The organism is Advenella incenata, from assembly GCF_004217095.1.
GTDB classification, from domain to species: Bacteria; Pseudomonadota; Gammaproteobacteria; order Burkholderiales; family Burkholderiaceae_B; genus Advenella; species Advenella incenata.
This window is the reverse complement of record NZ_SHKO01000001.1, coordinates 276,774-301,720: the sequence shown is the minus strand read 5'-3', so window position 1 is coordinate 301,720 and position 24,947 is coordinate 276,774. Positions and strand designations below refer to the sequence as shown.

The window sequence follows — 24,947 nt, the reverse complement described above, 5'->3', positions numbered from 1 at the left end:
TTATTTTGTTATCCCGAAATAATTACGGCTTCTCGGTACGAGCCTGAGTGACCACATGTGTCTTGCCGCCCTGGATTTGCACCAGGACGGTATCAAAGCCGTAGCCCTCGCCTTTTTCGGTGAACTGGAATCGTCCGTTAGGCGCCGCATAGTCCGTCTTGTATAGTGCATTCCGGATTTTTTCCGGTTCATCGGAACCCGCACGCTCAATTGCCTGCATCAGGATGTTCATGGCGTTGTAGCCTGACGCATCGTACTTACCGGGAAGCTGCTTGTACTCTTTCTGGTAGTTTTCGACAAACCCGGCATTGCGCTCGCCCTTCATGTTGGAAACATAAGGCACCGCAGCATAAATGCCTTCCGATGCCTCTCCGGTCAAACCGATAAAATCAGCGGTCGCCCATGAGCCGACACCAAACACTTTGGTTTCAATGCCGAATTCTTTGAGTTGTTTCACCAGGATGGAACCATCCTGCGTTTCGGCTGCCACGAATACACCGTCAGGTTTGAGTGCCCGCAGTTTGGTCAACAGCGTATAAAAATCAGTCGTTCCATGGTCGAAGTATTCCTTCATGACAGATTTGACGCCCAGGGCATTCAGATCCTTTTCGAAATCCTCCACACCGCCGCGCCCCCAATCGTCGTTGACGCCGATATAGGCCACAGTCTTAAGTTTAAGATCCTGCGCCAGTATCTTGCTGAATGTCCTTGCCATCAGCCTGTCGGTCTCTGCCGAGCGGAAAAAATATTTCATGCCTTTCTCGGTCAGATCTGCCTTGGAAGAGACGCCCGATAACAGCGGTATTTTGTATTTTTCGGTAACGGACATCACAGCGGCTGTGGCAGAACTGCAGAATGCGCCAGCCAGCACGGGCACCTTGTTGCGCTGAATCAGTTTTTCCGCAGCATTAACCGAGTTTGCCGGCTGGCATTGCCCGTCTTCTATCTGCAGTTGAACCTGTCGACCATTAATCCCGCCTTGCGCGTTGCGTTGCGCAACAGCAAGCTTTGCGCCTTTGACATACGCCTGCCCGTTGTATGCGACTGAACCTGTCAAGGGCTGGATCACGCCAATTTTGACTGGCCCCGCGCCTTCGGCAGCAACCGCCGCACAGCTGACAAGCATTAATCCACTGATACCTGACGTGAGATATTTCATAAAACACTCCAACAATGATGGCTGGCGATTGCGCGAAAACGCATTCCCTGATTCGATTTGAATGGACTGAATGATTAAATAATTAAACACTCAATTAATTATTAAGGTACAACGAGCGCCATCACAGATGCAATAAGGGAAAACGTTAATAAGCAATTGAACGGCCGGCAAACCAGCGCTTCAGGCGCTCATGCAGGCAATATCTGTGCACCGCAGCGTAGCCCAGATCCAGGGCTGTTTTTCCCCTTCGGCGCGTATGGCGCAATGGCAATGTCCACTCGCAGGCGGTGCCGGGCAACCAGCAAGCAGTACGGTGTTCGATACGGCGCATTCGTACAGCCATTTTATCTGCGTATCGCTAAAAAGCGACCAGGCTGCCTTCGCGCCGTATATGCACTAAATGTGTCTCTTGGTCACACCATGGCGCCAAGGGGCTCGCGTATAAATAATCGTGTTAATGGTCAACTCAGATGTTTGCGTCGTTCCAGTTCGGCTGGCGAGGGGCTCTCGGCAGCGAACGAACCCGTTTCAATATCGCCAGCGCGCACATAGTGGTTGACAATGACACCGCTATCGGATGCCTGCGTGCTTAACAACTCAAATGCCGCCGGCGCCGCCCCTTCTGCAAAAAGCCTTTTGCCTTTACCCAGAACCAGTGGAAATATCATGATGTACATTTCATCGACCAGATCATGTGCGTGCAGGGTTTGCAGAAAATCAGTCGAGCCCTGGGTAAGCAGATCCGGCCCTTCCTCTTCTTTCAGTTTGCGCACTGCCGCCACCACATCAGCACCCAGCACCCGGCTGTTCTGCCAGTCCGGCTTGAAATTTGCATTACGTGTGGCAACGTACTTTTCTATCTGATCGAATAATGCGCCTAATGGTTCTTCCGGGCCGACATATGGCCAGTGGGCAGCAAAAATATCATAGGTTTTGCGCCCAAGCAGCAAATCAAATGGACGGGCGAAGATCTCTCCGACCTTGACGCCCAGTGATTCATCAAAATAAGGCACCAGCCAGCCGCCATACCGGAACCCGCCCACCGGGTCCTCCTGCGGGCCGCCCGGTGCCTGCATAACCCCGTCCATACTCACAAATGCGCCAACAATGACTTTTCTCATCAACGTTCTCCTTTGCAGATAGCAACAACCGCAGTAATTTCAGTTGAAATGCAAATGCCCACCTACGATAATAAAGTATATACCCGCTGCCAGCCGACCGATAGATAGCTGGCGGGCTGCTGGCGGGCTGCTGGCTCGCTGCGCCGCCGGACACGTTCCGAACCGCCCGTTGCCCGGCCGACGCTTATCCTGATGCTGCCAGTGCCAACGGCGCTACCGAGACCATCAATGCTCGCGCAAAGCGCCAATCTGCGCAGCGGTAATATCACCAGGTAAACCTCCCCAGGCAGTACGGGTGTAATTGACCAGCTCGGCCATCTGCTGATCGCTCAACTTGCGGGCAAACCCCGGCATACTTTGCATGTTGCCATTGCCCGGAAACGCCTGCTCGGGCAGACCATCAAGAATCGAGGCGATCAGGTTGGTGGCATCAGCCTGACGGATCGTTGCATTGCCTGCCATCGCCGGCGCAACATTCGGTTTGCCTTCGCCAGAAACGCCGTGACAGCCAGCACAAAGATTCAGGTACTGCGCTCTTCCCTGGTCTCCCCCTGGCGTCAATTGCGCCACTTTGGGTGGCGGTGGTTTATCACCCATCAGATACGTGGTCATGGCCTTCATATCGTCTTTTGTCAGGTACTGCGTGCTAAGGGCGACCACCATATGCATTTCACTGAAGGCAGAGCCTTGCGGGGCCGTGCCGGTTGCCAGGAATTGACCCAGGTCGTCAGGTGTCCACCCACGCTCTGCCAATGCGGTCGGCGTGATGTCTGCGGCCTTGAAGCGCCCAAGGGTGCCGCCCTTGAGTGATTGGGCCAGATCCATCTGGCCAAACATGCCACGTGGCGTATGGCATTCGGCGCAATGCCCCATCACATCTGTCAAATACCGCCCTCGCACCCATAATTCGGAGTCGCCTGAAGAGACTGCCGGCAGCGGATCCGTGTTCTGAAACAGCAGGTTCCAGCCGATCATCAGAAAGCGCTGATTGAATGGGAATGGCAGATCATTCTTGGGCGTTGGCACATCAATAGCCGGTCTGGTCATCAGATAGGCATAGATATCATCCAGGTCCTGATCGCTCATCATGTAATAAGAGTTGTACGGCATCGCAGGATACAAATGTCTTCCGCCAGGCGTGATGCCTTCTCTGACTGCACGATAAAAGTCTTCCCGGCTCCAGCGACCAATGCCGTGATCGGCCGAGGGCGTGATGTTGCTGCCATGCACGGTTCCAAAGGGTGTTTCCATAGGAAAGCCGCCGGCAAACAGACCACCGCCTTCCACGGTATGACAGGCGGCGCAGTCTGCCGCCCTGGCGGCATAGCGTCCGCGCTCTATCTGTTCATCCGTAGCCGAAACCTTCTGCACGGGATTATCATTACTGCGATTTTCACGCCACCACAAGATGGCGACAATAATCAGCAACACAATTGCGATCAGGAAAAGGGCCGGAAGATAGCGTCGTTTAGCCATTATTTTTCTCCCTGATCAGGCCTGGCGTCTTAAGGACCAGGTCACGCACCGCTTCATAGTAGCGGACATAGCCCGTGCAACGACAAATGTGATTATTCATTGCCTTGAGGATCGCGTTTTCCAGCTCATCCCTGGCAATGGGATTGCGCTTGAGCCCTTCAATGAATACCGTCGCGGCGTTCACAAACCCTGGCGTGCAGTAACCGCACTGGAAGCTGTAGTGATCCATGAAGGCCTGTTGCACGGGCGACGGAACTTCTTCGCCCTTGTCATTGAGTACAGCATGCCCTTCCACGGTACGGATCGCCTTGCCATCGAAATAATGGGCGCCGGTGATACAGGTTCGCGTCTCCTGGCTGCTGCCGTCTGGCTGATCTTCAATAACAACACAGGCATGACAAACACCCTGACCACACCCAAGGCGTGAGCCGGTCAAGTTAACGTACTCATGCAGGAAGTCGATCATCATCATGCCTTCGGCAATATCAAGCGGACCCTGTTTCTTGCCGTTGATGGTCAGCGTAATTGGTCTGGTGGTGATTTTCATTGGAAGACCCCTTTGATGTTGTCAGCGCGGACCGGCAGATGGCGAAAATAATGTCCGCTGGCATGCGCAATCGCATTGATGACCGCCGCAACCACGGGAATCATCACCACTTCGGCCATACCCTTGGGCGGATCGGTCTCGGACAAGGGAGGAAGAATATCCCCTGTTTGCTGCCACACGGCGACATCGCTCGCCCGTGGCACCTGATAGCGATTGAAATTCCAGGTTCCGTCGCCAGGTCCGTCCTCATACAAGGGAAGGTATTCGTGCAGCGCGTGCCCAATACCCATGGCGATGCCGCCCTGCAATTGGCCGGACACCAACTCGGGCACGATCAGATTGCCGCATTCCATAAAAGAATGATGATTAAGAATTTCTACCTTGCCCGTCCCCGTATCGACAGACAGCTCCACCAGCGTGCCAACGGCACTGTAGTAGGTCACTGCCGCATTGTTGCGCTGCATCGGAGGATAGTAGACACGGTCGCGGGCAATCGCCTGGTAAGCACTCTCGCTGCCCGTGCGTAGCGCCAGCCCGTCAACAGGCAGTCGCAACTGGTTGGCATTGACCGTAAAGTCAGCTTCAGCCCACTGCCAGCGGTTGAAACTGTGCACCACCACCCCGGTGACCAGTCCCATCTCATGCGCCTTTTTTGCCAACGTGGCAAAGGGCAGGATTTGCATGCCTGCAGCAGTAAGCCCGCCGGGGACCCAGCGCGCATCTTCTCTGCGAACGACCAGCGGGGCGGCCTGGCCGCCCCCTATGCCGGACTTCCAGATGGCCAGTGCAGCAGGCCACAGGCTCTGCTCAAAAAGCAGTCGCGACGCTTCCCTGGTGGTATGCGAGAAATAGAATGCCGAATTGCTGGCACTGGACGGAGAACAGTACGACGGCGTCCAGAAGGGATCGGCAGATAGTTTGTCCTGGTCCGCCTGCGGCATCATATAAGGATCTGCCGTTGCGACCATGGGCAGCATGTCCCAGTTGGTGGCCGAGAAGTGGGATTCATCGGCCGGCTTGCCCATCCATTGGGCACAGACCACGGCCTGCGAGGTGGTCATGCCGGTGCCCATTTCCGCACCGCTGTGATGGAGTACCAGCTTGCCATCGGCCGAGAATTCCACCCGCGCAAATGATGTCTCGGCGCCCGTGCCGAAGTCTTTCTGCACACAGGCAAAGCCAACGCCATAGCGTTTGCCTGGATGCTTTGTCTCAAATTCGGCCTTGCGTTTGTTTCGTGCCGTCCAGATGTCGTGCTTAGCCGCCAGGTCCAGAATCTCATCGGCACGGACAGCGCCCGCCGGGATCGCGCCCTGCGTGTTCTTCATGCCGGACTTGAGCACATTGCGTTTGCGAAAATCGATGGGGTCCAGATTGAGCCTGGCCGCCATTTCATCCATCATCATTTCGGTTGCTGCCATGCTCTGCAAGGTCCCGTAGCCCCGGGCAGAACCGGCGTCAATGGCGCGCGTGGCCACACCCACAGCAGCAAAGTCGCTTTTGGGAATGTAGTAAATGGATTGGGCCGCGGTTGCCGCCACCATTACGACAGACGGCGTGAAATTGCGTCGTCCTCCGCCGTTGCCGGTCATATACCCGCGGAAAACATCAATTTTCCCGGTATCCTTGTTTACCGTCATCGAATATGAAATATCGAATGCGTGGCGTTTGATCGACGTCTGAAACTGTTCGTACCGGTCATTGGCCAGGCGCACCGGATGACCATCACCGTATATAGCCACCATAGTGCCGACAAACGGAAAGCTGCTGTGATCCTTTGAACCATATCCCACGGTATAACAGGGATGCAGGACCAATCGCCTGATCGGCGTATTCATTTTGGCCAGCATCTTGGGGATTTCTTCGGCCAGCTCCGGCGGCGACTGCGTCGGGATAACCATGTGCAGGGTCTGGCTGGCCTGGTCAAACCAGCCGTTGGTGTTATCGGCCTCCATTGCCGCAGTATCAATCGATTGCGAGAAATAATCTGCCGACAAGACTTCAATCTTGTCCGATGGATTTTTTATTTCACTGTCCATCTGCTGCGCATGATACATCCCCTCTTCGTCCAGCTTGCCGCCTTCTTTTCCTTCGGGCCAGACCGGCAATCGTTTGCGCAGGCCGGCCGGGAAAATGGGCATGTCCTTCAGGCTGGAAAAGGTATCTTCATCATAGGGCGAAGGGCCGCCGACACGGACAAACCGGAACGTGCCCCACGGGTCGCGTTCCAGCGGCCCGGTCTGCTGGCCATAGCGAATCGCATCCGGATGAAATTGAATGGCGTTTTTGGCAAAGCGGAATCGGGCAAAGTCGTGATAGATCAGCACCGCCACAGCCTGTCCCAAATAGGCAGGCGTCTTGCCAATCGGCAGCAACATGTCGTCGCCGTAAAACTCAGGAAACGCAAGGCCGTCGCGGGCCAGGTCCTCGGCGGTCACAAGGCGATCGGGCTTTAACTCGTCCCCAAGACGGGACAGGTCAATCCCCTCAAAAATACGGTCGGCCAGGGTGGTGCGCAGAATGAATGCATGTGCCTGTTTTTGCGGCCAATGCGGCATATCTGCGGCGCGAATATCGTAGCCAAACACCTTTTTTCCCAGCGCCTTGGACTGGGCATCGATCCGGTGACGAATTCTTTTTGTTTTCGAATCCCAGATGGGGGCTGCCAGGATTTTTTCTTCGAACAGCGCATTGTATGCATTGCTGTTGAGCGGGGCCAGATATACGGTAATACCTGCAACCACGGTTTTCTTAAGGAAAAGTCGTCTTGACTGATTAAGCTGACTCATGGATTTGCCTTTTCAATGATTGAAGCGTGCTATTTAACCCGTAGAAATGTTGCTGCGACCCGCAGTTTTTGCCATTACACAGCAGATGATGGCAAACCCGTAAGTGTTTTTATCGATTCTATCCGACCGACTGTATGTAGTATATTGGTCCCGTTCTCAGTGGAGCTGCTCTGGGAGCTACGTTATCACAATATTCATAATTACGGAGACAACACCTATGAAATTCGCTCCTATGCGCATTATCAATGCGCTCGGCATGAGCGTTGCACTGGCCTTTTCAGCCAGCACGCTGGCCGCCGACAAACCCATTGTCATCAAGTTCAGTCACGTCGTAGCCGCCAACACGCCAAAGGGACAAGGTGCCCAGAAGTTCAAGGAAGTGGCGGAAAAACTGCTGCCAGGTAAAGTTCAGGTCCAGGTCTTTCCCAATTCGCAATTGTTTGGCGATGGCAAGGAACTGGAAGCGCTGCTGCTGGGCGATGTCCAGCTGATCGCTCCGTCACTGTCAAAATTTGACCGTTACACCAAAAAGGTCCAGCTATTTGATCTGCCATTCCTGTTCAACGATATGGCTGCCGTCGATCGCTTCCAGCAGAGCGACAAAGGCAAGGAACTGTTGAACTCCATGAAGGATCGCGGGCTCAAAGGTCTTGCATACTGGCATAACGGCATGAAAGAGCTGTCCACCAATAAGGCACAACTGCAACGTCCCGACGACGTCAAGGGCTTAAAGTTCCGGATCCAGGCATCCGATGTGCTTGAAGCGCAGTTCCGGGCGCTGGGCGCCAACCCTCAGAAACTTTCTTTCAGCGAGGTTTATCAGGCACTACAGACCGGCGTGGTTGACGGCCAGGAAAACACCTGGTCCAACATCTATTCGCAGAAGTTTCATGAAGTGCAGAAAACCATTGCCGAGACCAACCACGGCGTGATCGACTATATGGTCGTCACCAACGCGCAGTGGTGGGATGGCCTGCCCGAAGATATTCGTGCCGGACTTGAAAAAGCCATGACCGAAGCAACGACTTTTGCCAACCAGGAGGCTGCCAAACTGAACGAAGAGGATAAACAACGGATCGTCGATGCCAAAAAAGCCAAGGTAGTTTCCTTGTCCAAGGAGGACGTGCAGGCATGGCGCACGGCTATGGCCCCAGTGTGGAAAAAGTTTGAAGCCGATATTGGTGCCGACCTGATCAAGGCGGCGCAGCAAGCCAATAAGTAAATTGTATTTTCATTTGCACAGACCGCTTGCCCGCCCGACATATGGCTGGCGGCGGTTGCATGGATAATCGTCTGACCGACAGGCTTTTTGCGGGTTCAAAAAGGAGTATCACAAATGAACGCTCACTGGTTTCATCGGCTTGAGGAAGGCCTGATCGCCTTTCTGCTGGCCGCCATGACGCTGATCACCTTCGCTCAGGTCATAGCGCGCTATGTCTTCAACTACAGTTTTACCTGGGCGCTTGAGCTGGCCATGTTCATCTTCGGCGGCTTGATCTTTCTTGGCCTGTCCTACGGTGTGCGCGTCAAGGCGCATATTGGGGTCGATGCGCTGATCAAGGCCCTGCCCAAAAAGGCCGCCCGCATCACCGGCATCGCCGCCTGCGCACTATGCCTGATCTATACCGCTATCGTGTTCTACGGCGCCTGGATCTACGTCGATAAAATGTACACCATCGGCATTCTTGCCCAGGATATGCCCGTTCCCCAATGGATTCCGCGGTTGGTATTGCCAGTGGGCTTTGCTCTTTTATTCATACGTTTTGCCCAAATCCTGCTCGATATGCTGCGGGGTCGTCGCGCCCAGCTGCTTGGCGATGAAGCCGAGGAAGCGCTGAAACATGCCAGTGATGACACATCTGTGATCAATCAGGAGGCCAAATGACTACCGTCGCCCTATTCATTATGCTGTTCGTGTTCATGTTCATGGGCACACCGGTTGCGGTTGCATTGGGCCTATCCTCGTTGCTGACCATCCTGTTCTTCGGCACAGATTCCCTGGCCTCATTGTCTCTGAAAATGTACGAGACGTCAGAGCACTTTACGCTCATGGCTATCCCGTTCTTCGTATTGGCAGGGGCCTTCATGACAACCGGCGGCGTGGCCAAACGCATGATCCGCTTTGCGGTCGCTACTGTCGGACATTTCCATGGTGGGCTGGCTATTGCATCTGTCATGGCCTGCTGCCTTTTTGCGGCGGTCTCCGGCTCGTCCCCAGCAACCGTGGTTGCAGTGGGCTCCATTGTAATTGCCGGTATGGTTCGCTCTGGGTATCCTCAGCCCTTCGCAGCAGGCGTGGTGTGTAACGCCGGTACGCTGGGCATTCTGATTCCGCCTTCGATTGTCATGGTGGTCTACGGTGCAGCAACCGAAACCTCGGTAGGTGCGCTTTTTATGGCAGGTGTAGTACCAGGCATTTCGCTTGGCATCTTGCTCATGATCGCCATTTATATTGTAGCCAGGATCAAGAACTACCCCAGACAGCCGCGCGCCAGCGCCACGGAAGTGATGGCGGCGGCCCGTGATTCCATCTGGGGCCTGGCGCTTATCTTTATCATCCTTGGCGGCATTTACGGTGGTGTCTTCACGCCGACAGAGGCGGCCGCAGTGGCCGCGGTCTATGCATTCCTGGTGGCCGTCTTTGTTTATCGCGACATCGGTTTTCGCCAAGTCCCCGACGTGCTTATTGATGCTGCCAAAGTCACAATCATGCTGATGTTCATTATTGTGAACGCGCTCCTGTTTGCTCATGTGCTGACTACAGAACGTATTCCACAGATGATCGCAGAACAGATCATTGCGTGGGACATGCAAGCATGGCAATTTCTGATTGTCGTCAATATTCTGCTACTGATTGCCGGCATGTTCATGGAACCTACCGGCATTATTCTGATTCTCGCGCCAATCCTGTTCCCGATTGCCATGCAACTTGGCATCGATCCGGTTCACCTGGGCATCATCATGGTTGTCAATCTGGAAATTGGAATGGTTACGCCTCCAATAGGGCTGAACCTTTTCGTTACCGCAGGAATCACCAAGATGTCTATCGGGCAGGTCGTACGAGCCGCCTCGCCATGGTTGATCCTGTTGTTGGCGTTTCTGGTTGTCATCACCTATTTTCCCGCCATCTCCTTGTGGCTGCCACAGCTATTGGGATAGAGAGATATTGATGGGATAACGAAATACTGATCTGCCGTTTTTCGTCAAAAAGACAGGCATGCCGCCTGTCTTTTTTTTACTGTCGTTATCACTATGTCAATTGAAAAGTGTATGCTATCGGCATGGACTCTCTGACTGCCGCTTGCGCTCGTATGCTTGCTGCCGGCGATGTGCTCAACGCCCTGAAGCTGGTTGCGCTGCGCGATGATCCGCCCGCGCTCGCCTTGCGTGGCGTTGCCATGGCACGCCTGGGCGACTACATGCGAGCCCGCGAACTGCTTGAGCAGGCGGCCCGCAAATTCGGCGCTCATGAGCCGCTGCAAAGAGCGCGCTGCGTTGTTGCCAGTGCTGAAGTGGCCCTGGCCATGCGCCAGCTCGATAGGCCGCTGCATGCGCTTGCCGCCGCGCTGGCAACTCTGCAGGCGCGCAAAGACCATGCCAATGCCCTGCAGGCCAGGCTTATCATGGCGCGTCGCTTTCTTTTGCTCGGTCGCCTCCAGGACGCATCGGCAACCGTTTGCAATATTGATACAAACGGCGTACCAGCCTCTCTGGCAGCCGTAGCCGAACTGGTTCGGGCCGAGCTTGCACTGCGCTCATTGCATATGGAACGCGCGCATGCCGCGTTGCAACGGGCACAGGCAGCGGCCGACCAGGCAAATATCCCTGCACTTCAGGCCGAAGTGACAGCAATGCAAAAAATACTTCTTCGTCCGGCCGCGCGCCTGCTCACGACCCATGACGATAAGGCATTGACGCTAGCAGAGGTTGCCGACCTGTTCTCATCGACAGCACTGGTGGTCGATGGCTGTCGTCGTGGCATCAGTATTGACGGCACATGGCTACCGCTGTCCAGGCGGCCCATTCTGTTTGCACTGATCCGTGCGCTGGCCAGTGCCTGGCCCGGTGACGTTTCGCGGCAGTCGCTGATCGCATCGGTCTTTCGGCTTCACGATCCCGATGAATCACATCGCGCACGATTGCGTGTGGAAATGGGACGCCTGCGCAAGCTGATCAGCCCGCTGGCGCAGATCGAGGCAACCCGCAATGGGTATGCGCTTGTGCCGCTGGACAATCGAAGCACAGTGGTGCTGGCTCCGCCCATTGACAGTGATGCAGCGGCATTGTTGGCGCTGCTTGCCGACGGTGCGCCCTGGTCAACCTCGGCCCTGGCGCTAGCATTGGGCGCCAGTCAGCGCACAGTACAGCGGGCACTGGCCGACCTTCAAGCCAGCAGCCTGGTCCATGCAGTGGGAAAATCCCGTGTACAGCGCTGGGTATCTTCGTCTCTGGCAGGTTTCACGACAATATTGTTACTCCCCTCTGTCCTGGCGTTGAAATAGAATGTCCTTAACGTACCACTTTGCGGTACGACAACGGGAGACAGACATGAAGCAATCAGCAAACACAGGCATTGCCGCGGCAACCTCCAGCCTTGCACAAATCGTGCAGGAGTATGGACCCTTTCCTGATGCAGATACCATTCACGGCGTGACCTTTGACGGACACCACGTCTGGGCCGCCACCGGATCCAGCCTGCTTGAGTTCGATCCTGCACAGCATCAGATCACACGCAAACTGGCGTGCACCTGCGATGCAGGCACGGCATTTGACGGTACCTATCTGTATCAGATTACCGGTGAGCAAATCAACAAAATCGATCCAGCCGACGGCAGCGTGCTGGCGACCATTCCGGCGCCTGGCCACGGCAATGACTCTGGCCTGGCCTGGGCCGAAGGCAGCCTGTGGGTGGGTCAATATCGCAATCGCACGATCGTTCAGATCAACCCTGAGACCGGCGACGTCATCCGCAGCATCAAGTCCGATCGCTTCGTCACCGGCGTGACCTGGGTCGACAGCGAGCTCTGGCACGGTACATGGGAGGCAGATGAAAGCGACATACGCCGGATCGATCCCGACAGTGGCGCTGTGCTGGAGAAACTGGTCATGCCGGCAGGCACCGGCGTCAGCGGACTCGAGTCTGACGGCGCCGATCTTTTCTACTGCGGAGGCGGCGCCAGCGGAAAAGTGCGCGCCGTACGACGTCCGAAATAATTGCAATTGCATTAGCCAGAATGACTCGACGAGTCAGGGAGAACGTAATGAATATGTCTTATACAGAAACAACAGCCGATCGCCATGCAGTGGTCACTCACGATGAATGGATAGCCGCCCGCCAGCAATTGCTGGCGCGTGAGCGGGAGCTAACTCACTTGCGTGACCGTATTGCAAGTGATCGCCGCGCCTTGCCATGGGAACGGGTCGATAAGAATTACCTTTTCGATACGCCCGAAGGTCCAAGAACATTGTCAGCGCTGTTTGGCAAACACCGTCAATTAATCGTACAGCATTTCATGTTCGCGCCAGACTGGGAACAGGGATGTAAAAGTTGTTCCTACATGGCCGATCACACCGACGGCATGACAGTACATCTGGCACAACGCGATATTGCATTCGTGGCCATTTCACGCGCGCCGATAGCGACGATTGAACGCTTCCGCCAGCGAATGGGATGGCAGTTTAACTGGGTCTCGTCCAACGAGAGTGAATTTAACTACGATTACGGTGTCAGTTTCCTGCCAGAACAACACGCCACGGGTAAAGTGCACTACAACTACTGCGACCAGTATTTCCCCGATGTAGAGGCCCCCGGCATCAGCGTCTTTTATAAAGATGACGATAATAATATTTTTCATACCTATTCCACTTACAGTCGGGGCGTGGAAGTGATGATGGGTGCCTACAACATGATCGATCTGACGCCCATCGGCAGAAACGAGCGTGATGTGCCCAACAAAATGGAATGGGTTCGCCACCATGACCGCTACGACGTATCTGATGCGGGCGCGGCGTCATGCTGTCACACAGCCAAATGAATCAGACCGGAGGCGGATATGCAAGACCTTTGGCCATGGCTGACGGTTGCCGGGGCGGGCGCGCTGCATGGGTTGAATCCGGCCTCCGGCTGGCTCTTTGCCGCAGCGCTGGCTTGCCATGACAAGAAGCAGGCAATACGTGCCTTAATTCCCATTGCAATTGGCCATATGGCCTCGCTGGGATTGGTGGCGACCACGGTAGTTTACGGGCTGCCCATGAGTCCCGTTCTGTTGGCGATTGTGGTCGGCCTGCTGCTTGTTGCCGGTGGCATTCATTGCATTGGCAAAATAGCGTTGCCATCGCTGGCGACACCGGTAAGCCACGCAGGGCTGACGCTCTGGTCACTGGTTGTGTCAACCGTGCATGGTACGGGTTTGATGCTGGTGCCGGCCTTTATTCCGCTATGCATGACAGGATCACCTGCTGGCAAAATCACTGCCAGCGGCTCTATCCTGCTCGCATTCGCTGCTGCGGGCGCACATATGATGGCGATGCTTGTTACCACAGGTGTCATGGCAGTTCATGGTCGCAAAGGCCTGCATGCGACCGCGACCTTGTGGCGCAAATACCGGCACTGCCGGCCCGCGCCATAGCGACGTAGCCGTCTTCAGCCCATTATGCCATCGCCGGGCGTTTGCGATCGATTGCGTTTTCGTTAATTGGCAGGTTCATCAGCGTAGCGAACACGCTAAGAGCAATAGCAAGATACCAGACCACATCATAACTGCCATAGATGTCATACAGCTTTCCGCCCAGCCAGACCCCAAGAAATGAGCCTATCTGGTGGCTGAAAAAGACAAAGCCGCCCAGCATGGAAAAGTGTCGAACGCCAAAGATCTGGGCGACGATAGCATTGGTGGCGGGTACCGTTGACAGCCACAGGAACCCCATGACGGCAGAGAAAATATAAACGCTGGTCGCTGAAATGGGCACAGCCAGAAACAGGATGATGGCCACCCCGCGCGCCGAGTAGATGAAGGCCAGCAAGTAACGTTTGGGCCACACCTGACCAAGCGAGCCAACCAGATACGTGCCGAACACATTGAACAGGCCGATCAGCGCCAGTGCATAGCTGGCGACTTCGGCACTCAGCCCTTCATCTTTCAGGTAGCTGGGCATGTGAACGCCAATGAAGACCACCTGAAAACCACAAACGAAATACCCCAGCACCAGCAGGCGGAAACTGGGATAGGCAAATGCTTCACGGATGGCCGAGATAATGCCCTGCTGGCTGGCCAAGGCAGATGCCGGCGACTGCCCCGCGACGGCAACGTCCATGTTCTTCTCGCGCAGCCCGAAAGCCAGCGGCACAATTATCAGCACCGCACAGCTTAGAACCACCAGTGCTTGTTGCCAGCCGAAGGAATTGATAAGTATGTTCTCTGTGGGCAACATCAGGAACTGCCCGAAGGAACCTGCTGCGGCTGCCACACCCATGGCCCATGAACGGCGACTGACCGGAATATTGCGTCCGATGACCCCGAAGATAACCGCATAGGTGGTGCCGGCCTGGGCCATTCCAAGCAGAACGCCTGTGGTGAGCGTAAACGTAAGTGGTGAGGTGGTGTAGGCCATCCCCAGCAACCCCAGCGCATACAAAATTGCACCTGCAATAATGACTTTAAATGCCCCGAAGCGATCCGCCAGCATGCCGGCAAACACACCCGTGATCCCCCAAACCAGATTCTGAATGGCAATGGCAAATGAAAAAGTCTCGCGCCCCCAGTCGTTGGCCTGGATGACAGGCTGCATCCAAAGACCGAAGCCGTGCCGCACGCCCATGGAAAAGGTGACGATCATGCCCCCGCAGATCAGAATTTGCCAAGCAGAAAGCGGTCGGGTTTGCGCGGGAGCCGAAGCCATAATGAGCCTGTTGCCAGAGTTTTCAGTAAAATAGATTATATACAAAATCTATTATTGGATTCAATGAATATCATCATATCAGCAGACCTCACCCTGTTTGATGACTTTTTTGTATGTTTTGCGGCACAGTAGGCCACGCTTGCGGGATAATAAATAGCGGCTCCCTGTAATCTATTACAATATTGCCAGGTAACGCGTATTGAGCAATACCACGCCAGAGCCAGCCAGGCGCGTGACCCGAGCGCTTTGCATAGTGGCGGCGTAAGTGGCGGGTGGCGGCTCGATCATGCCGCGTCATTTCATTTGTATTTAAGAGGAACTGTTATGGGCCGGTCTTCCAGGCAACAAGCCGAACAAAATCGCGCCGACATTCTCAAGTCAGCCAGCAGGCTGTTTCGTGAGCGCGGCGTGGACAATGTATCCATTGCAGATGTCATGACCGCGGTCGGCCTGACCGCCGGCGGCTTCTACCGGCACTTCACCTCAAAAGAGGCACTGGTCAATGAAGTGCTGTCCAGCGTGTTCGCGCAATCTTCCGAAAGATGGAAGCAAACATGCGAGAGCAACCGGGAAGCGGAACATGGCGGCTTGCAGGTGCTGATCCAGCAATATTTCAGGAAAAAACAGGCCGGCCAGACCTGCCCCATTCTTGCCTTTGCACCGCATGTCAGCCATGAGGCGACGGGCGCCGAGACGGTCGGCCTGTACGGTTCGCACACAGAAGCGTTATATCGGCACTTTCGTGCAGCAGCCCTGCAATCGGTGCCGCCGGACGGGAAAGCAGCCATGTCCGAACAGGAGATCCTGGTGCTATTTGCAGCCATGGTCGGAACGGGCTTTCTTGCACAATCGGTGAACGATCAGGCGTGGATCGAGTCGCTCAAATCCGCCGTGATTGCCAGCACCGGCCTGCCCGACCCGGAAAAACCGCTGGCGACCTAGCACACAATCTATCCCGTCACGTCCTGACCGGGCTTGACTCAAGACACAACTGGCTATGACGCTTGACCCGGTTCACTGGGTTCGAGTTCGGTTCCGGTTTTGATATCCGCTTGCCATAACGATCGACGCAAGCCAATGTTGGGTACGCTGGAAAATAAGCCAACTGCCAGTGCACAGGCCGAACCGCCAATCACCAACGCGCGGCCCGGTGACCACAAACTGGCCAGAGCGCCAGCCTGCAAGCCGCCCAGGGCGGGCCCCAGGTAGCCCTGCAAAAGCCACAAGCCGGAAACACGACCGCGCAGGGCATCCGGCGTATGTATCTGCAACAATGCGCCTCGAACAATATCAGACGCTGTATCGGCCATACCGGCCATGGCAAGAAACACCAATATGGGCCAGACGCCCCACGGCAGCCCGTGCGTCAGACCACCCGCCGCCACGCCGGTGAATGCAATCGCCATTCCCCACAGCAACGCGCACACCACCACCAGCCTCCCAGGGCGGGCCAACTGGCGCGTCCAGCCTGAAGTGAGCGCCACCAGCAAGGCGCCACAGGCCGGCGCGGCATACAGATAACCGACCATTTGCGGTCCGCCTTGCAATACTTCCCGCGCCAATTGAGGCATCAGCACATGCACGCTGGCAAACAGCATCATGACCAGGTCCAGCCCCAGCAGACAGGCAATGATTCGGTTATGCCGCACATAGCGTAGGCCGTCGCGCCATTGCACAAAAACCGGCGGTTTGGCCGACTGCGCCCGATCGCCCTGGGCATCTGGCCGCAGCAGGTCCCGCGGCAGGCGGGCAAGCAGGATGGGAACCAGTGTGGCGCCCACCAGCACTACGATAAAACAGGCGGCCAGCCCGACCCGAGCCAGTAGTGCCCCCGCGATAAGCGGGCCGATCAGACGGCTCAGTTCCATGGTCAGCGCATTGAGCGCACCCGCCGCCGCCAGCTGATGCGGTGGCACCAGGCGCGGCAAGGCGGCCATCAACGCCGGTGCGCTGATGCCACTGGTCAGCCCGCTCAGCAGCGTTGCCAGGTAGATTTCTGTCAGCCCCGGCTCTGCCCGCAGACTGTTCGCGCACAGTAGCACGACCACCGCCACATAACCGCTGCGCCCCCAAATCATGGTGCGCCGGCGATCGGCCCGATCTGCCAGGGCCCCGCCCCAAACCAGACCAACCAGCGATCCCGCAGCCAGGCCAATGCTGACGCCGGCCACGTGCAACGACGAACCGCTTATGGCATACACCTGCCAGGCAACGGCGACGGCCAGAATTGCGATCGACAGTAAAGAAACTGAGCGGGCAAGATACAGACTACGGAACGCAGACGAGTGCAGCAGCGGGTCAATATCCAGCGTCATGCGGGACCATTGCCGCCGCTTGCGCGAGGCAGATTCACGGCCCCGGGCCGGCGAAGGCGACGAGCCGTCTTCAGCGGACTCGTTCATGCGCCCGCCTGAGTCCCTTGTGGCTCGGCAGTCTGCCTTGCCGGCGCACTTTTCATCTGTGTCTCGTCCAGACCGCGACGCCAATATGCAACAACCAGTTGTTCCTTGCTTCCCAGGCCAACGGTATCACGTAGCCAGGCGCGTACTGTCTGAGCGGTGGAAAACTCTGCCCCCACCCACACGAACCTGTCTGCATCTGTGGCAATAGGGCATACTTGAATGGCATCACTGAGCAATGTTGTTGTACCGGCCGGCTCGCTTGCCCGATGGAGCCATTGCACCGTCATCCCTGCTGGCATCGCCAGCGGGATCTGGTCGGCCGGCGTCTGCACTTCGATCATCACAACACCTGTCGTATCGGCCGGTAGCGCCTCACCGATGCGCGCAATGGCCGGCAAGGCGGTCTCATCACCGGCCAGCAACATCCAGCCGGCAACACTGGCGGTGCGCCCGCCGGGACCTGAAAGACCAATTTGCTGACCCGCAGCAGCCTGTGCCGCCCAACGCGACCCCGGTCCGGCGTCCTCGTGCAGTACAAAATCCACGTCAAACCAACCCTGCGGTGCGCTGATGCGGCGGATGGTGTATGTACGTATGTCCAGGCGCATGTCACCCTTGGGAAATTGCGGCATGCCATTGGCGGCCAGTGTAGGCCATTGCGGTTCGGCCACACCCGGTTGCGGAAAAATAAGCTTGCAATGGATATTGTCCTCACGGTCATAGCGGGCCAGATCGTCGGCGCCGAATCGTACGCGCCGCATATGCGGGCCAACCTCGGACACGGCCTGGACCGTGATCAGGCGAAAGGCCGGAGGACGTTCAAGCATCACCTCGTCCCCCTGCCATTGGATGGCTTCGGGTTTGCAGTTTCCGAACTCCTGAATATGATGAAAAACCATCATTCGGCCTTCATACAGCGTCGCTGCAGTGGGCGCTGCAACATGAGCATGCAGGCCGTCTGCCTGTACAGTGAAGGTTATCTTTGCATCGGCATAGTCCACTTGCCAGGTATTTTCCTGGCGGACCGCAAAAAGTTCGTGTTCACGCAGATGCTCAAGCACCTGCGTAAGCACGTTTTCTGCGTCACGCAGAGGGACGGTCGTGCTCGTCTGAAAAGCGGTCATCATGAATTATCCTGTGGTTGTCTGACGGCGTGGGCGATCCATGTCGGTCGCGACAGCGTCTACAAGTACAAAAGGGCGCCCCTGCTCGCAGGTACGGACGCGCGCCTGCACGCCCCATACCTCTCGCAGCAGGGCATCGGTGATAATGGCATTGGGACGACCAAACGCATGTATGCGCTGGTTATGCAAAATGGCAATGCGGTCGGCCCATTGCGCGGCAAGCGCCAGATCATGCAATACAACAATGACGATTCTGCCTTCATTGGCCAGGCGGCGCGCTACATTCATGACCTGCCATTGATGCGCCAGATCCAGTGCGCTGACCGGTTCGTCCAGCAACAGGATCGGACTGCCGCGCACCACGGCCTGGGCCAGCGCGGCTAGTTGTCGCTGGCCTCCCGACAACTCCTGCAGTGCGCGCAGGGCCAGTTCGCCAATACCCAGATGTTCTATAACGCGCAAGGCAGTCAATTCATCATCTTTACGCGCGCCGGTCCGCCCGCACTGCAATGCCACCAACGTGGCTTCAAGTACAGTAAGGTTGCTGCTTTCCGCAGAGGTCTGGGGCATGAAGCCAATATGAGCCACCCGCTTGCCGGCAGACCAGCCAGACCAGTTATCGAGTCCATAACGGATTTGCCCGCTGGCTGGCACCAGCCCCGCAATCGCCTTGAGCAGCGTAGACTTGCCTGCGGCATTCGGGCCGGCCAGCGCGATCAGCTCACCAGGCTGAATATCGTGCAGATCGACACCACAAAGCACAGTACGCTGTCGATAATGAACACCCAGGTTTTCAATATGCAAGTTCAATCCGGCGTTCATCCCTGCCCCCCGCTGCGACGCAGTATCAACCCCATAAAGACTGGCAGGCCGACCAGCGCCGTCACAATGCCTATCGGCAGCGTGATGCCCGGCAGCAATGATTTGCTGGCTACAGAGGCCAGCGCAACCAGTGCGGCACCAATCAGTACACTGGCCGGCAACAGGTGACGGTGTCCGTCCCCGACAATCATCCTGGCCACATGGGGCGCGACCAGACCGACAAATCCTACCGTGCCCACAAAAGCCACGGCTGTGGCCGCAAGCAAACTGATACGCACCAGCGCCCAACGCCGCAGCGAGGTCACATCAATGCCAAAACTGCGGGCGCGTTCCTCGCCAAGCCGCAGCGCTGTCAATTGACCGGCTGCGCGCCACGAAAAGGGCAGGGTCACGGCCAGCGTAGCCGCGACAATGGCGACACTCTGCCAATCAGCGCGGGCCAGACTGCCCATGCTCCAGAATACCAGTTGCTGCAGCGCTTCTTCGCTGGCCATGAACTGCAACAGGGAGAGCAATGCACCAGCAGAAAAACCGATGGCAATCCCGAAAAGCACCAGTGTCTGCGCCTGGGCGCCGCGCCATTGCGCCAGAAACTGCAACAACATAAGCGAAGTCAAGGCGAAGACGAACGCATTGGCAGGCACCAGCCACGTGGCATTGCTGCCAATCACCCCCCAGTCAAGCACAATGGCCAACGCCGCCCCCAATGCCGCAGACGAAGAGACACCCAGCGTAAAAGGCTCGGCCAGCGGATTGTTCAAAATGGTTTGCATCTCAACGCCGGCCAGTGCCAGCGCCCCGCCCACCAGCAGTGCCATGAGCGCCACGGGCAGCCTGACCTGCCACAGCACGACCTGCATCGGTGTTGTCAGCGAATCCGCATTCCACAAGCCCCGCATGACCTGTGTTGGTGTCAGCGCTGCACTGCCGGTGAAAAGATCTATAAGGGCGGCGGCCAGCGCCAGCAGGGCCAGCGCCACCACGATGCAGCGACGTCGACGCATGATACGCCTGTGCTGCTGCCAGCGAGCATGGATCGCGGCGGTCTCTGAGTCCGGGGCCTGGGAAAATGGTTGGTCAAGATGCATCAGTGAGCTTTTTGTGTCGGGTTCGGCGTAATCCAGAAAGTGCCGGTCAGTGGCTTGGCCATGAAGCGCTGGTTGATCTGGGCAAGCGTAGCCATTGGATCCACATCGCTGAACAGTTCGGGATGCAGCCAGGTGGCGATCAGTTCCAGATTGACAATGGGATAGCCGCTATGCCAGATACCGTAGCTGCGTTGATTGCGCGCGGCGCTGGTCTGGGCAATCCCAACACGCTGGGTAACGCGCTGCAGACTGGCACGGCTGGCGGCCGGGTCAACATCAGGCCCCAGCAACAGACCACCGCGCGCCTCGATATGCCGACCGCCCGTACCGATATAAACTTCAGGATCACTGGCAATGACATATTCAGCGCTCAGTTGAGCAGATAAGCCTTCGACAATCTCGCTGCCAAGCAACCGCCCGCCCGCCATTACAATAAGATCGCCCATGAGCACCCCGGAGCCCACCGACATACAACAGGGGCCGGTGCCAGCATGGGGTTCCATCAACACCGTTGGCAAGGCAGCCTGCTGCTGCTTGAGTTTGGCCACGCGTTGCGTGATGCGCTGCACATGGCTAACAATAAAGTCTGCGACCTCCCGACCGCGGTGCTCCCGTCCAATCAGGATGGCCATCTTCTCTATGCCTTCGGTGGCATTACGCTCGCGCAAATCAGCCTCCAGGTTGAGCACAGCCACCGGAATGCCGGCTTGCTCCAGCCGAGCAATCGTCTGCTTTGCATTGGCAAAAAAATGATCAAGCACAACCAGGTCCGGCTGATTGGCAATCAGCATTTCTGCATTCAGGTTTTGCGGGCCATCAATCACCATCTGGTTGATCTTGTCGAACGCAACCGGGTCAATGCTGCGCCAGTGATCCAACGTGTGTTTGTCCAGGCGCCATCGGTTCCACGCCACAATTCGCCTGGCCGGATTTTCTTCGAGCATGGCCATGACCGTGAAGTCGCCCGGCTCGGAAAAAAAGATACGCTGCGCCGGCTGTGCCAGGCGCACGGTTCTTCCTGCCTGATCGGTGATCTCTATCTGCGCGCTTGCCGGCAGACTGACCAGTAACATACCAATCAGCCATGCTGCAAAGATCCACCTCTTTATCGTTCCGAACACTTGCTATCCTAGAAATTAATGCTGGCGCCAAGCCATACGCGGCGGCCCTGGTCAACCATCCAGTTGCCGTCCAGCCCTTCATAACGGGTACGCAGATCCAGTGGCGTTTTGTGATCGGTCACATTCAGTACCGCAAGACGAAATGCCACATTCTTGCTCACTTGGTAGCTGCCGCCAACGTCGAAAGTAGAGCCGCCTGGGCGGGTGCGCACATCCATGGCGCCATTGCGATAGGCTGCGTAATAGGACTTGCCGGTCAGATTCCAGCGCAGGTAGGCGGACAACCGGTCACTGGCCTGCCAGTCCAGGCGCGTGTTCAGCACATGCTCGGGCGTCGTTTCCAGCGGTTCACCGTCCAGCGAACGTCCGTTGAATGCGACTTCACCTCCGCCTTTGCGTTTGGACTTGGTGTACGTGTAGTTTGAAGACAAACGCAGCGAATCGGTGAGCGGCATGTTCAGGCCAAGCTCCAGACCGTAGATCTGCACCTTGTCAATATTGTCGTAAACGTACAAGTGGTTGTTACTGCCGGGATTTAGCGGATCCTGCCGGCCGGTATCGTAACTGGCGACTTTGTTCTTGAAATTGGTATTGAACAGCGTTGCGGAAAAATTACTATCTTCTGCCCAGTCATACACCAGCCCAAGCTCCTGGGTCACGCTGGTTTCCGGTTCTAGATCAGGATTGCCGCAAAGCGGGCCTCGAAAGCCGGAATTGCCCCCAGTGGACATGCAATAACCCGGCGAGCTCTGGCGAATGGTCGGCGCTTTAAAACCGCTGGCGATTCCGCCCTTGATCGTGAGCGCATCGGTCAGATGATAGACGCCGTAAAGCCGGGGGGACCAGTGGATCCCGAAGCGCTCATCGTGGTCCATGCGAACCCCGGCGGTAATGGTGAATTTGTCGGTTACGTAGTAGTCGTCTTCAATGAAAAGCGCATAATTGCTCAGCGACACTTCATTGGTATTGGTCGGATAGTTGGCAAAGGCGGCCTCTTTCTGGATGCCGTCCAGACGGCTGTGCAAATACTGGCCACCGAAGCGCAGCGTATGGGATGTGAAAGGCATGCTGAAGGTGGCATCCAGGGTCGTATTGACGATACGACGATTTTCAGTGTATTCGCCGGTTTTGGGCCAGTTTTCCTGATCGTTGGATTCCCGGTACAGGGAGATTTTCGATTCGCCCAGGCGCCAGTGTCCTGTATGTGTCAGACCAAACGATGTGCGACGATATTGCACCTTGTTCCACGGCAGCGTAGGCTGGATTGATTTGCCCGGTGTCGCCTCGGTCGTCAGGCGCTGCGAAGCCACATCAAACACAAGATCCTGATTCTCGGCCAGTTTGGCCGCCAATTTCAATCCTATGCTCTTGTTATTCCTGCCGTAGGGGCCGGATATATTGGAAAAATGATTGCTGCCCTCGGTCTGATCGTCATATGAGCCATAGATTTGCAGGCCCAGAACCTCATCCTTGATCGGCCCGCCAAGCCAGAACTGGGCCTCGCGCCCATTGCCGTAGTCGTTATCGGTCTGCAGGGTGACGGAACTGTCCACGGCAACCGACCATTCTTTGGGCACATTCTTGGTGATGATATTGACCACGCCCCCCATTGCATCGGAACCGTAAAGGGAAGACATGGGTCCCCGCACCACTTCGATGCGTTCAATGGCGGCCAGCGGCGGCATGAATTCATACTGGACGCCGCCGGTACCGCGATTCATGGTTTCCCGGGTATTCTGGCGCTTGCCGTCCACCATGATCAGCGTGTACTCGCCAGGCAGGCCACGAATGGCAATGTCGCGGCTATTGGGATCGCCCCCCACCATATAAACGCCTTCCACTTTGCTGACCGCTTGCGCCACAGAGGTATAGCCGCCTTTTTTAATGTCGTCCTGAGTGATGACGGTCAGGGATGCGGGTGCATCCTTGACACTTTGTTCCACGCCGCTGGCGGTCACAACCACCGCATCCAGTGTAGCAACCGGCGCTTTTTCCTGCGCGTACACGGCGCCGGAAAAAAACAGCGCCAGCACCATAGGCGCAAGTGTCATGTCAATCCCAAACCGTCTGCCGCTCTCGCGCTTGCCGGACATTTTCATTACTGATTCCTTGTATTCCTGACTGATCGGTGACGCCCATCAGACACAGGCGTCCTGCCACCGCCCCATTCGGAGGCAGCAAGGTCACATTGAATCATTCTCATTTACAAAATAAGTTTGACGAACACGCAAAGTTCTTTGCGCCCAGGTCAGTTTTTATCTGCCCGAATATCAAAGCCGGGAGCAAAGGCTTTTGGGACTCAATCCGAACTGGCGTCGAAAGGCCGTTGCGAAGTTGGCGGCACTGGAATAGCCTGCCTGATAGGCAGCTTCGGTAATACTGACGCCCTGCTCCAGGCTGGTGCGGGCCTGATGCAGCCGCATGACCCGCCGGTAGTCATTGACCGAGGTCCCGAAAGCGCTGCGAAATTGCCGCTGCAGCGCACTGGCACTCAGACCGAAACGGCGTCCAAGCTCGGCAATCACGGTCGGCTGTGCAAAAGGCTTCTGCAATTCACTATCAATAAAGCTGCGCAAGCGCAACATACGGTCCTGATCCCGCTGTCGTAAATTGCCTTTTAACGAGCCTGTTGCGCCAACATCCGCACGCTGGCTCGCCAGGGCTTCGTAGAGCAGCTCCAGCGCCCGGCTGGCAAGCCGCAAGCGACTGAGCTCATCTGTCGGATCTTCAGAGTGACACAGCATTTGCTCGGCCAGCGCCAGCGCGTGCGGCGAAGGTTGCCAGACTTTGATGCAGAGCGTATCGGGAAAATTCAGGCATGTGGGGCGCTCTTGCGCAGTTGGCGCTCGCCCGGCAATATCGGGCAATTGGTCTTTTGTGCGCAGCCAGCCGTGACTTTGCAGCCACTCGGGCGTGACATGCAGGGCAAGTTTGCGTTCCCATTTGCCCCGCTGCCACTGCCGCTCAAACAGGGCGTCGTCGGGCATGCTGATAATGGCGGCGCTGGCAGCATGAGCGGGATCATCTGCGCGCAGATGCACCCGCTGTCCTCCGATGCGCACGTCTATCACGCCAGCCAACGCGAGCACCACTCGCAAGCCGGCCTTGATGTTCACCCGTGAAACCATATTATGTAGATCGATCACTTCGGTGCCGTGCATGGACAAGCCCGGTTGCAATTGCACCGTTCGCAGCCGCCCCTCCAGGACGGGTTCATTGGCAGCCACCGGATCGGATTCAAATCGGTAACCCGGGGTGTTAAAGTCGAGCCGTCGCACCATGCCAAGCGCCCGCCAGGGCCGCCTGCCCGCAGCCGGACGTCGCACATGCGGATTGACGATGTCGACAGCGCTTTCAAGGCCTGGTTTCATAGGTGCAATGGGCGCAATACCCGAAGGT

The 24,947-nt window shown here is 56.6% G+C and carries 22 protein-coding genes; 8 read left to right on the top strand and 14 right to left on the bottom strand.

The window, feature by feature from the left end; genetic code table 11:
- Positions 1-22: 22 nt before the first annotated feature.
- From EV681_RS01370 to EV681_RS01345, 6 genes are all read right to left on the bottom strand, one after another.
- Positions 23-1,159, bottom strand: coding sequence for an ABC transporter substrate-binding protein (locus EV681_RS01370; protein ID WP_130303146.1), 1,137 nt, complete (start codon positions 1,157-1,159; stop codon positions 23-25).
- A 145-nt stretch (positions 1,160-1,304) separates the two neighbouring features.
- On the bottom strand, positions 1,305-1,502 hold the full coding sequence (locus EV681_RS01365) for a hypothetical protein (RefSeq protein WP_128393577.1): 198 nt from the start codon (positions 1,500-1,502) through the stop codon (positions 1,305-1,307).
- Between the two features lie 118 nt (positions 1,503-1,620).
- A complete protein-coding gene (locus tag EV681_RS01360) occupies positions 1,621-2,280 on the bottom strand; it encodes a dihydrofolate reductase family protein (protein ID WP_130303145.1) in 660 nt (219 codons plus the stop codon).
- Positions 2,281-2,505: 225 nt separating this feature from the next.
- Entirely contained in the window at positions 2,506-3,756 is a 1,251-nt protein-coding gene (locus EV681_RS01355; protein WP_128393575.1) for a c-type cytochrome, read from the bottom strand.
- Positions 3,749-4,303 (bottom strand): (2Fe-2S)-binding protein, encoded by a 555-nt coding sequence (locus EV681_RS01350; RefSeq protein ID WP_128393574.1) that lies wholly within the window; start codon positions 4,301-4,303, stop codon positions 3,749-3,751. The genes EV681_RS01355 and EV681_RS01350 overlap by 8 nt, the downstream gene beginning before the upstream one ends.
- Entirely contained in the window at positions 4,300-7,092 is a 2,793-nt protein-coding gene (locus EV681_RS01345; protein ID WP_128393573.1) for a xanthine dehydrogenase family protein molybdopterin-binding subunit, read from the bottom strand. The genes EV681_RS01350 and EV681_RS01345 overlap by 4 nt, the downstream gene beginning before the upstream one ends.
- 217 nt (positions 7,093-7,309) lie before the next feature.
- Between EV681_RS01345 and EV681_RS01340 the strand changes: the two genes are divergently transcribed.
- From EV681_RS01340 to EV681_RS01310, 7 genes are all read left to right on the top strand, one after another.
- The gene (locus EV681_RS01340) at positions 7,310-8,314 is read left to right on the top strand and encodes a TRAP transporter substrate-binding protein (protein WP_130303144.1); all 1,005 of its coding nucleotides are present in this window, start codon (positions 7,310-7,312) and stop codon (positions 8,312-8,314) included.
- A 114-nt stretch (positions 8,315-8,428) separates the two neighbouring features.
- Entirely contained in the window at positions 8,429-8,977 is a 549-nt protein-coding gene (locus tag EV681_RS01335) for a TRAP transporter small permease (protein WP_130303143.1), read from the top strand.
- Positions 8,974-10,251: a TRAP transporter large permease gene (locus tag EV681_RS01330; RefSeq protein WP_130303142.1), complete on the top strand. Its 1,278-nt coding sequence runs from the start codon at positions 8,974-8,976 to the stop codon at positions 10,249-10,251. Before EV681_RS01335 ends, EV681_RS01330 begins: the two co-directional genes overlap by 4 nt.
- Before the next feature lie 122 nt (positions 10,252-10,373).
- Complete coding sequence (locus EV681_RS01325) at positions 10,374-11,594, top strand: helix-turn-helix domain-containing protein (protein ID WP_130303141.1); 1,221 nt, start codon at positions 10,374-10,376, stop codon at positions 11,592-11,594.
- A gap of 46 nt (positions 11,595-11,640) precedes the next feature.
- A complete protein-coding gene (locus EV681_RS01320) occupies positions 11,641-12,306 on the top strand; it encodes a Vgb family protein (protein WP_130303140.1) in 666 nt (221 codons plus the stop codon).
- Positions 12,307-12,353: 47 nt separating this feature from the next.
- Positions 12,354-13,127: a DUF899 domain-containing protein gene (locus EV681_RS01315; RefSeq protein WP_130303139.1), complete on the top strand. Its 774-nt coding sequence runs from the start codon at positions 12,354-12,356 to the stop codon at positions 13,125-13,127.
- A gap of 18 nt (positions 13,128-13,145) precedes the next feature.
- Positions 13,146-13,721, top strand: a complete 576-nt coding sequence (locus tag EV681_RS01310) for a hypothetical protein (RefSeq protein WP_128393566.1) — start codon at positions 13,146-13,148, stop codon at positions 13,719-13,721.
- A 22-nt stretch (positions 13,722-13,743) separates the two neighbouring features.
- Here EV681_RS01310 and EV681_RS01305 read toward each other — a convergent pair whose 3' ends face one another.
- Entirely contained in the window at positions 13,744-14,991 is a 1,248-nt protein-coding gene (locus EV681_RS01305; protein ID WP_130303138.1) for an MFS transporter, read from the bottom strand.
- 324 nt (positions 14,992-15,315) lie between these two features.
- On the opposite strand from EV681_RS01305, the gene EV681_RS01300 reads away from it, so the two are divergent.
- A complete protein-coding gene (locus EV681_RS01300; RefSeq protein ID WP_128393564.1) occupies positions 15,316-15,933 on the top strand; it encodes a TetR/AcrR family transcriptional regulator in 618 nt (205 codons plus the stop codon).
- A 53-nt stretch (positions 15,934-15,986) separates the two neighbouring features.
- Here EV681_RS01300 and EV681_RS01295 read toward each other — a convergent pair whose 3' ends face one another.
- From EV681_RS01295 to EV681_RS01265, 7 genes are all read right to left on the bottom strand, one after another.
- Complete coding sequence (locus tag EV681_RS01295; RefSeq protein WP_130303137.1) at positions 15,987-17,393, bottom strand: MFS transporter; 1,407 nt, start codon at positions 17,391-17,393, stop codon at positions 15,987-15,989.
- Positions 17,390-18,520, bottom strand: a complete 1,131-nt coding sequence (locus EV681_RS01290; RefSeq protein WP_242612103.1) for a siderophore-interacting protein — start codon at positions 18,518-18,520, stop codon at positions 17,390-17,392. The genes EV681_RS01295 and EV681_RS01290 overlap by 4 nt, the downstream gene beginning before the upstream one ends.
- Before the next feature lie 3 nt (positions 18,521-18,523).
- Positions 18,524-19,321 carry an ABC transporter ATP-binding protein gene (locus EV681_RS01285; RefSeq protein ID WP_207226987.1) on the bottom strand — a complete coding sequence of 266 codons (798 nt, stop codon included), beginning with the start codon at positions 19,319-19,321 and terminating at the stop codon, positions 18,524-18,526.
- Between the two features lie 14 nt (positions 19,322-19,335).
- Positions 19,336-20,343 carry a FecCD family ABC transporter permease gene (locus EV681_RS01280; protein WP_130303135.1) on the bottom strand — a complete coding sequence of 336 codons (1,008 nt, stop codon included), beginning with the start codon at positions 20,341-20,343 and terminating at the stop codon, positions 19,336-19,338.
- A gap of 83 nt (positions 20,344-20,426) precedes the next feature.
- Positions 20,427-21,548, bottom strand: coding sequence for an ABC transporter substrate-binding protein (locus tag EV681_RS01275; RefSeq protein WP_165392906.1), 1,122 nt, complete (start codon positions 21,546-21,548; stop codon positions 20,427-20,429).
- Between the two features lie 8 nt (positions 21,549-21,556).
- The gene (locus EV681_RS01270) at positions 21,557-23,647 is read right to left on the bottom strand and encodes a TonB-dependent receptor domain-containing protein (RefSeq protein ID WP_242612102.1); all 2,091 of its coding nucleotides are present in this window, start codon (positions 23,645-23,647) and stop codon (positions 21,557-21,559) included.
- Between the two features lie 171 nt (positions 23,648-23,818).
- Entirely contained in the window at positions 23,819-24,919 is a 1,101-nt protein-coding gene (locus tag EV681_RS01265) for a helix-turn-helix transcriptional regulator (RefSeq protein WP_130303133.1), read from the bottom strand.
- Positions 24,920-24,947 lie beyond the last annotated feature (28 nt).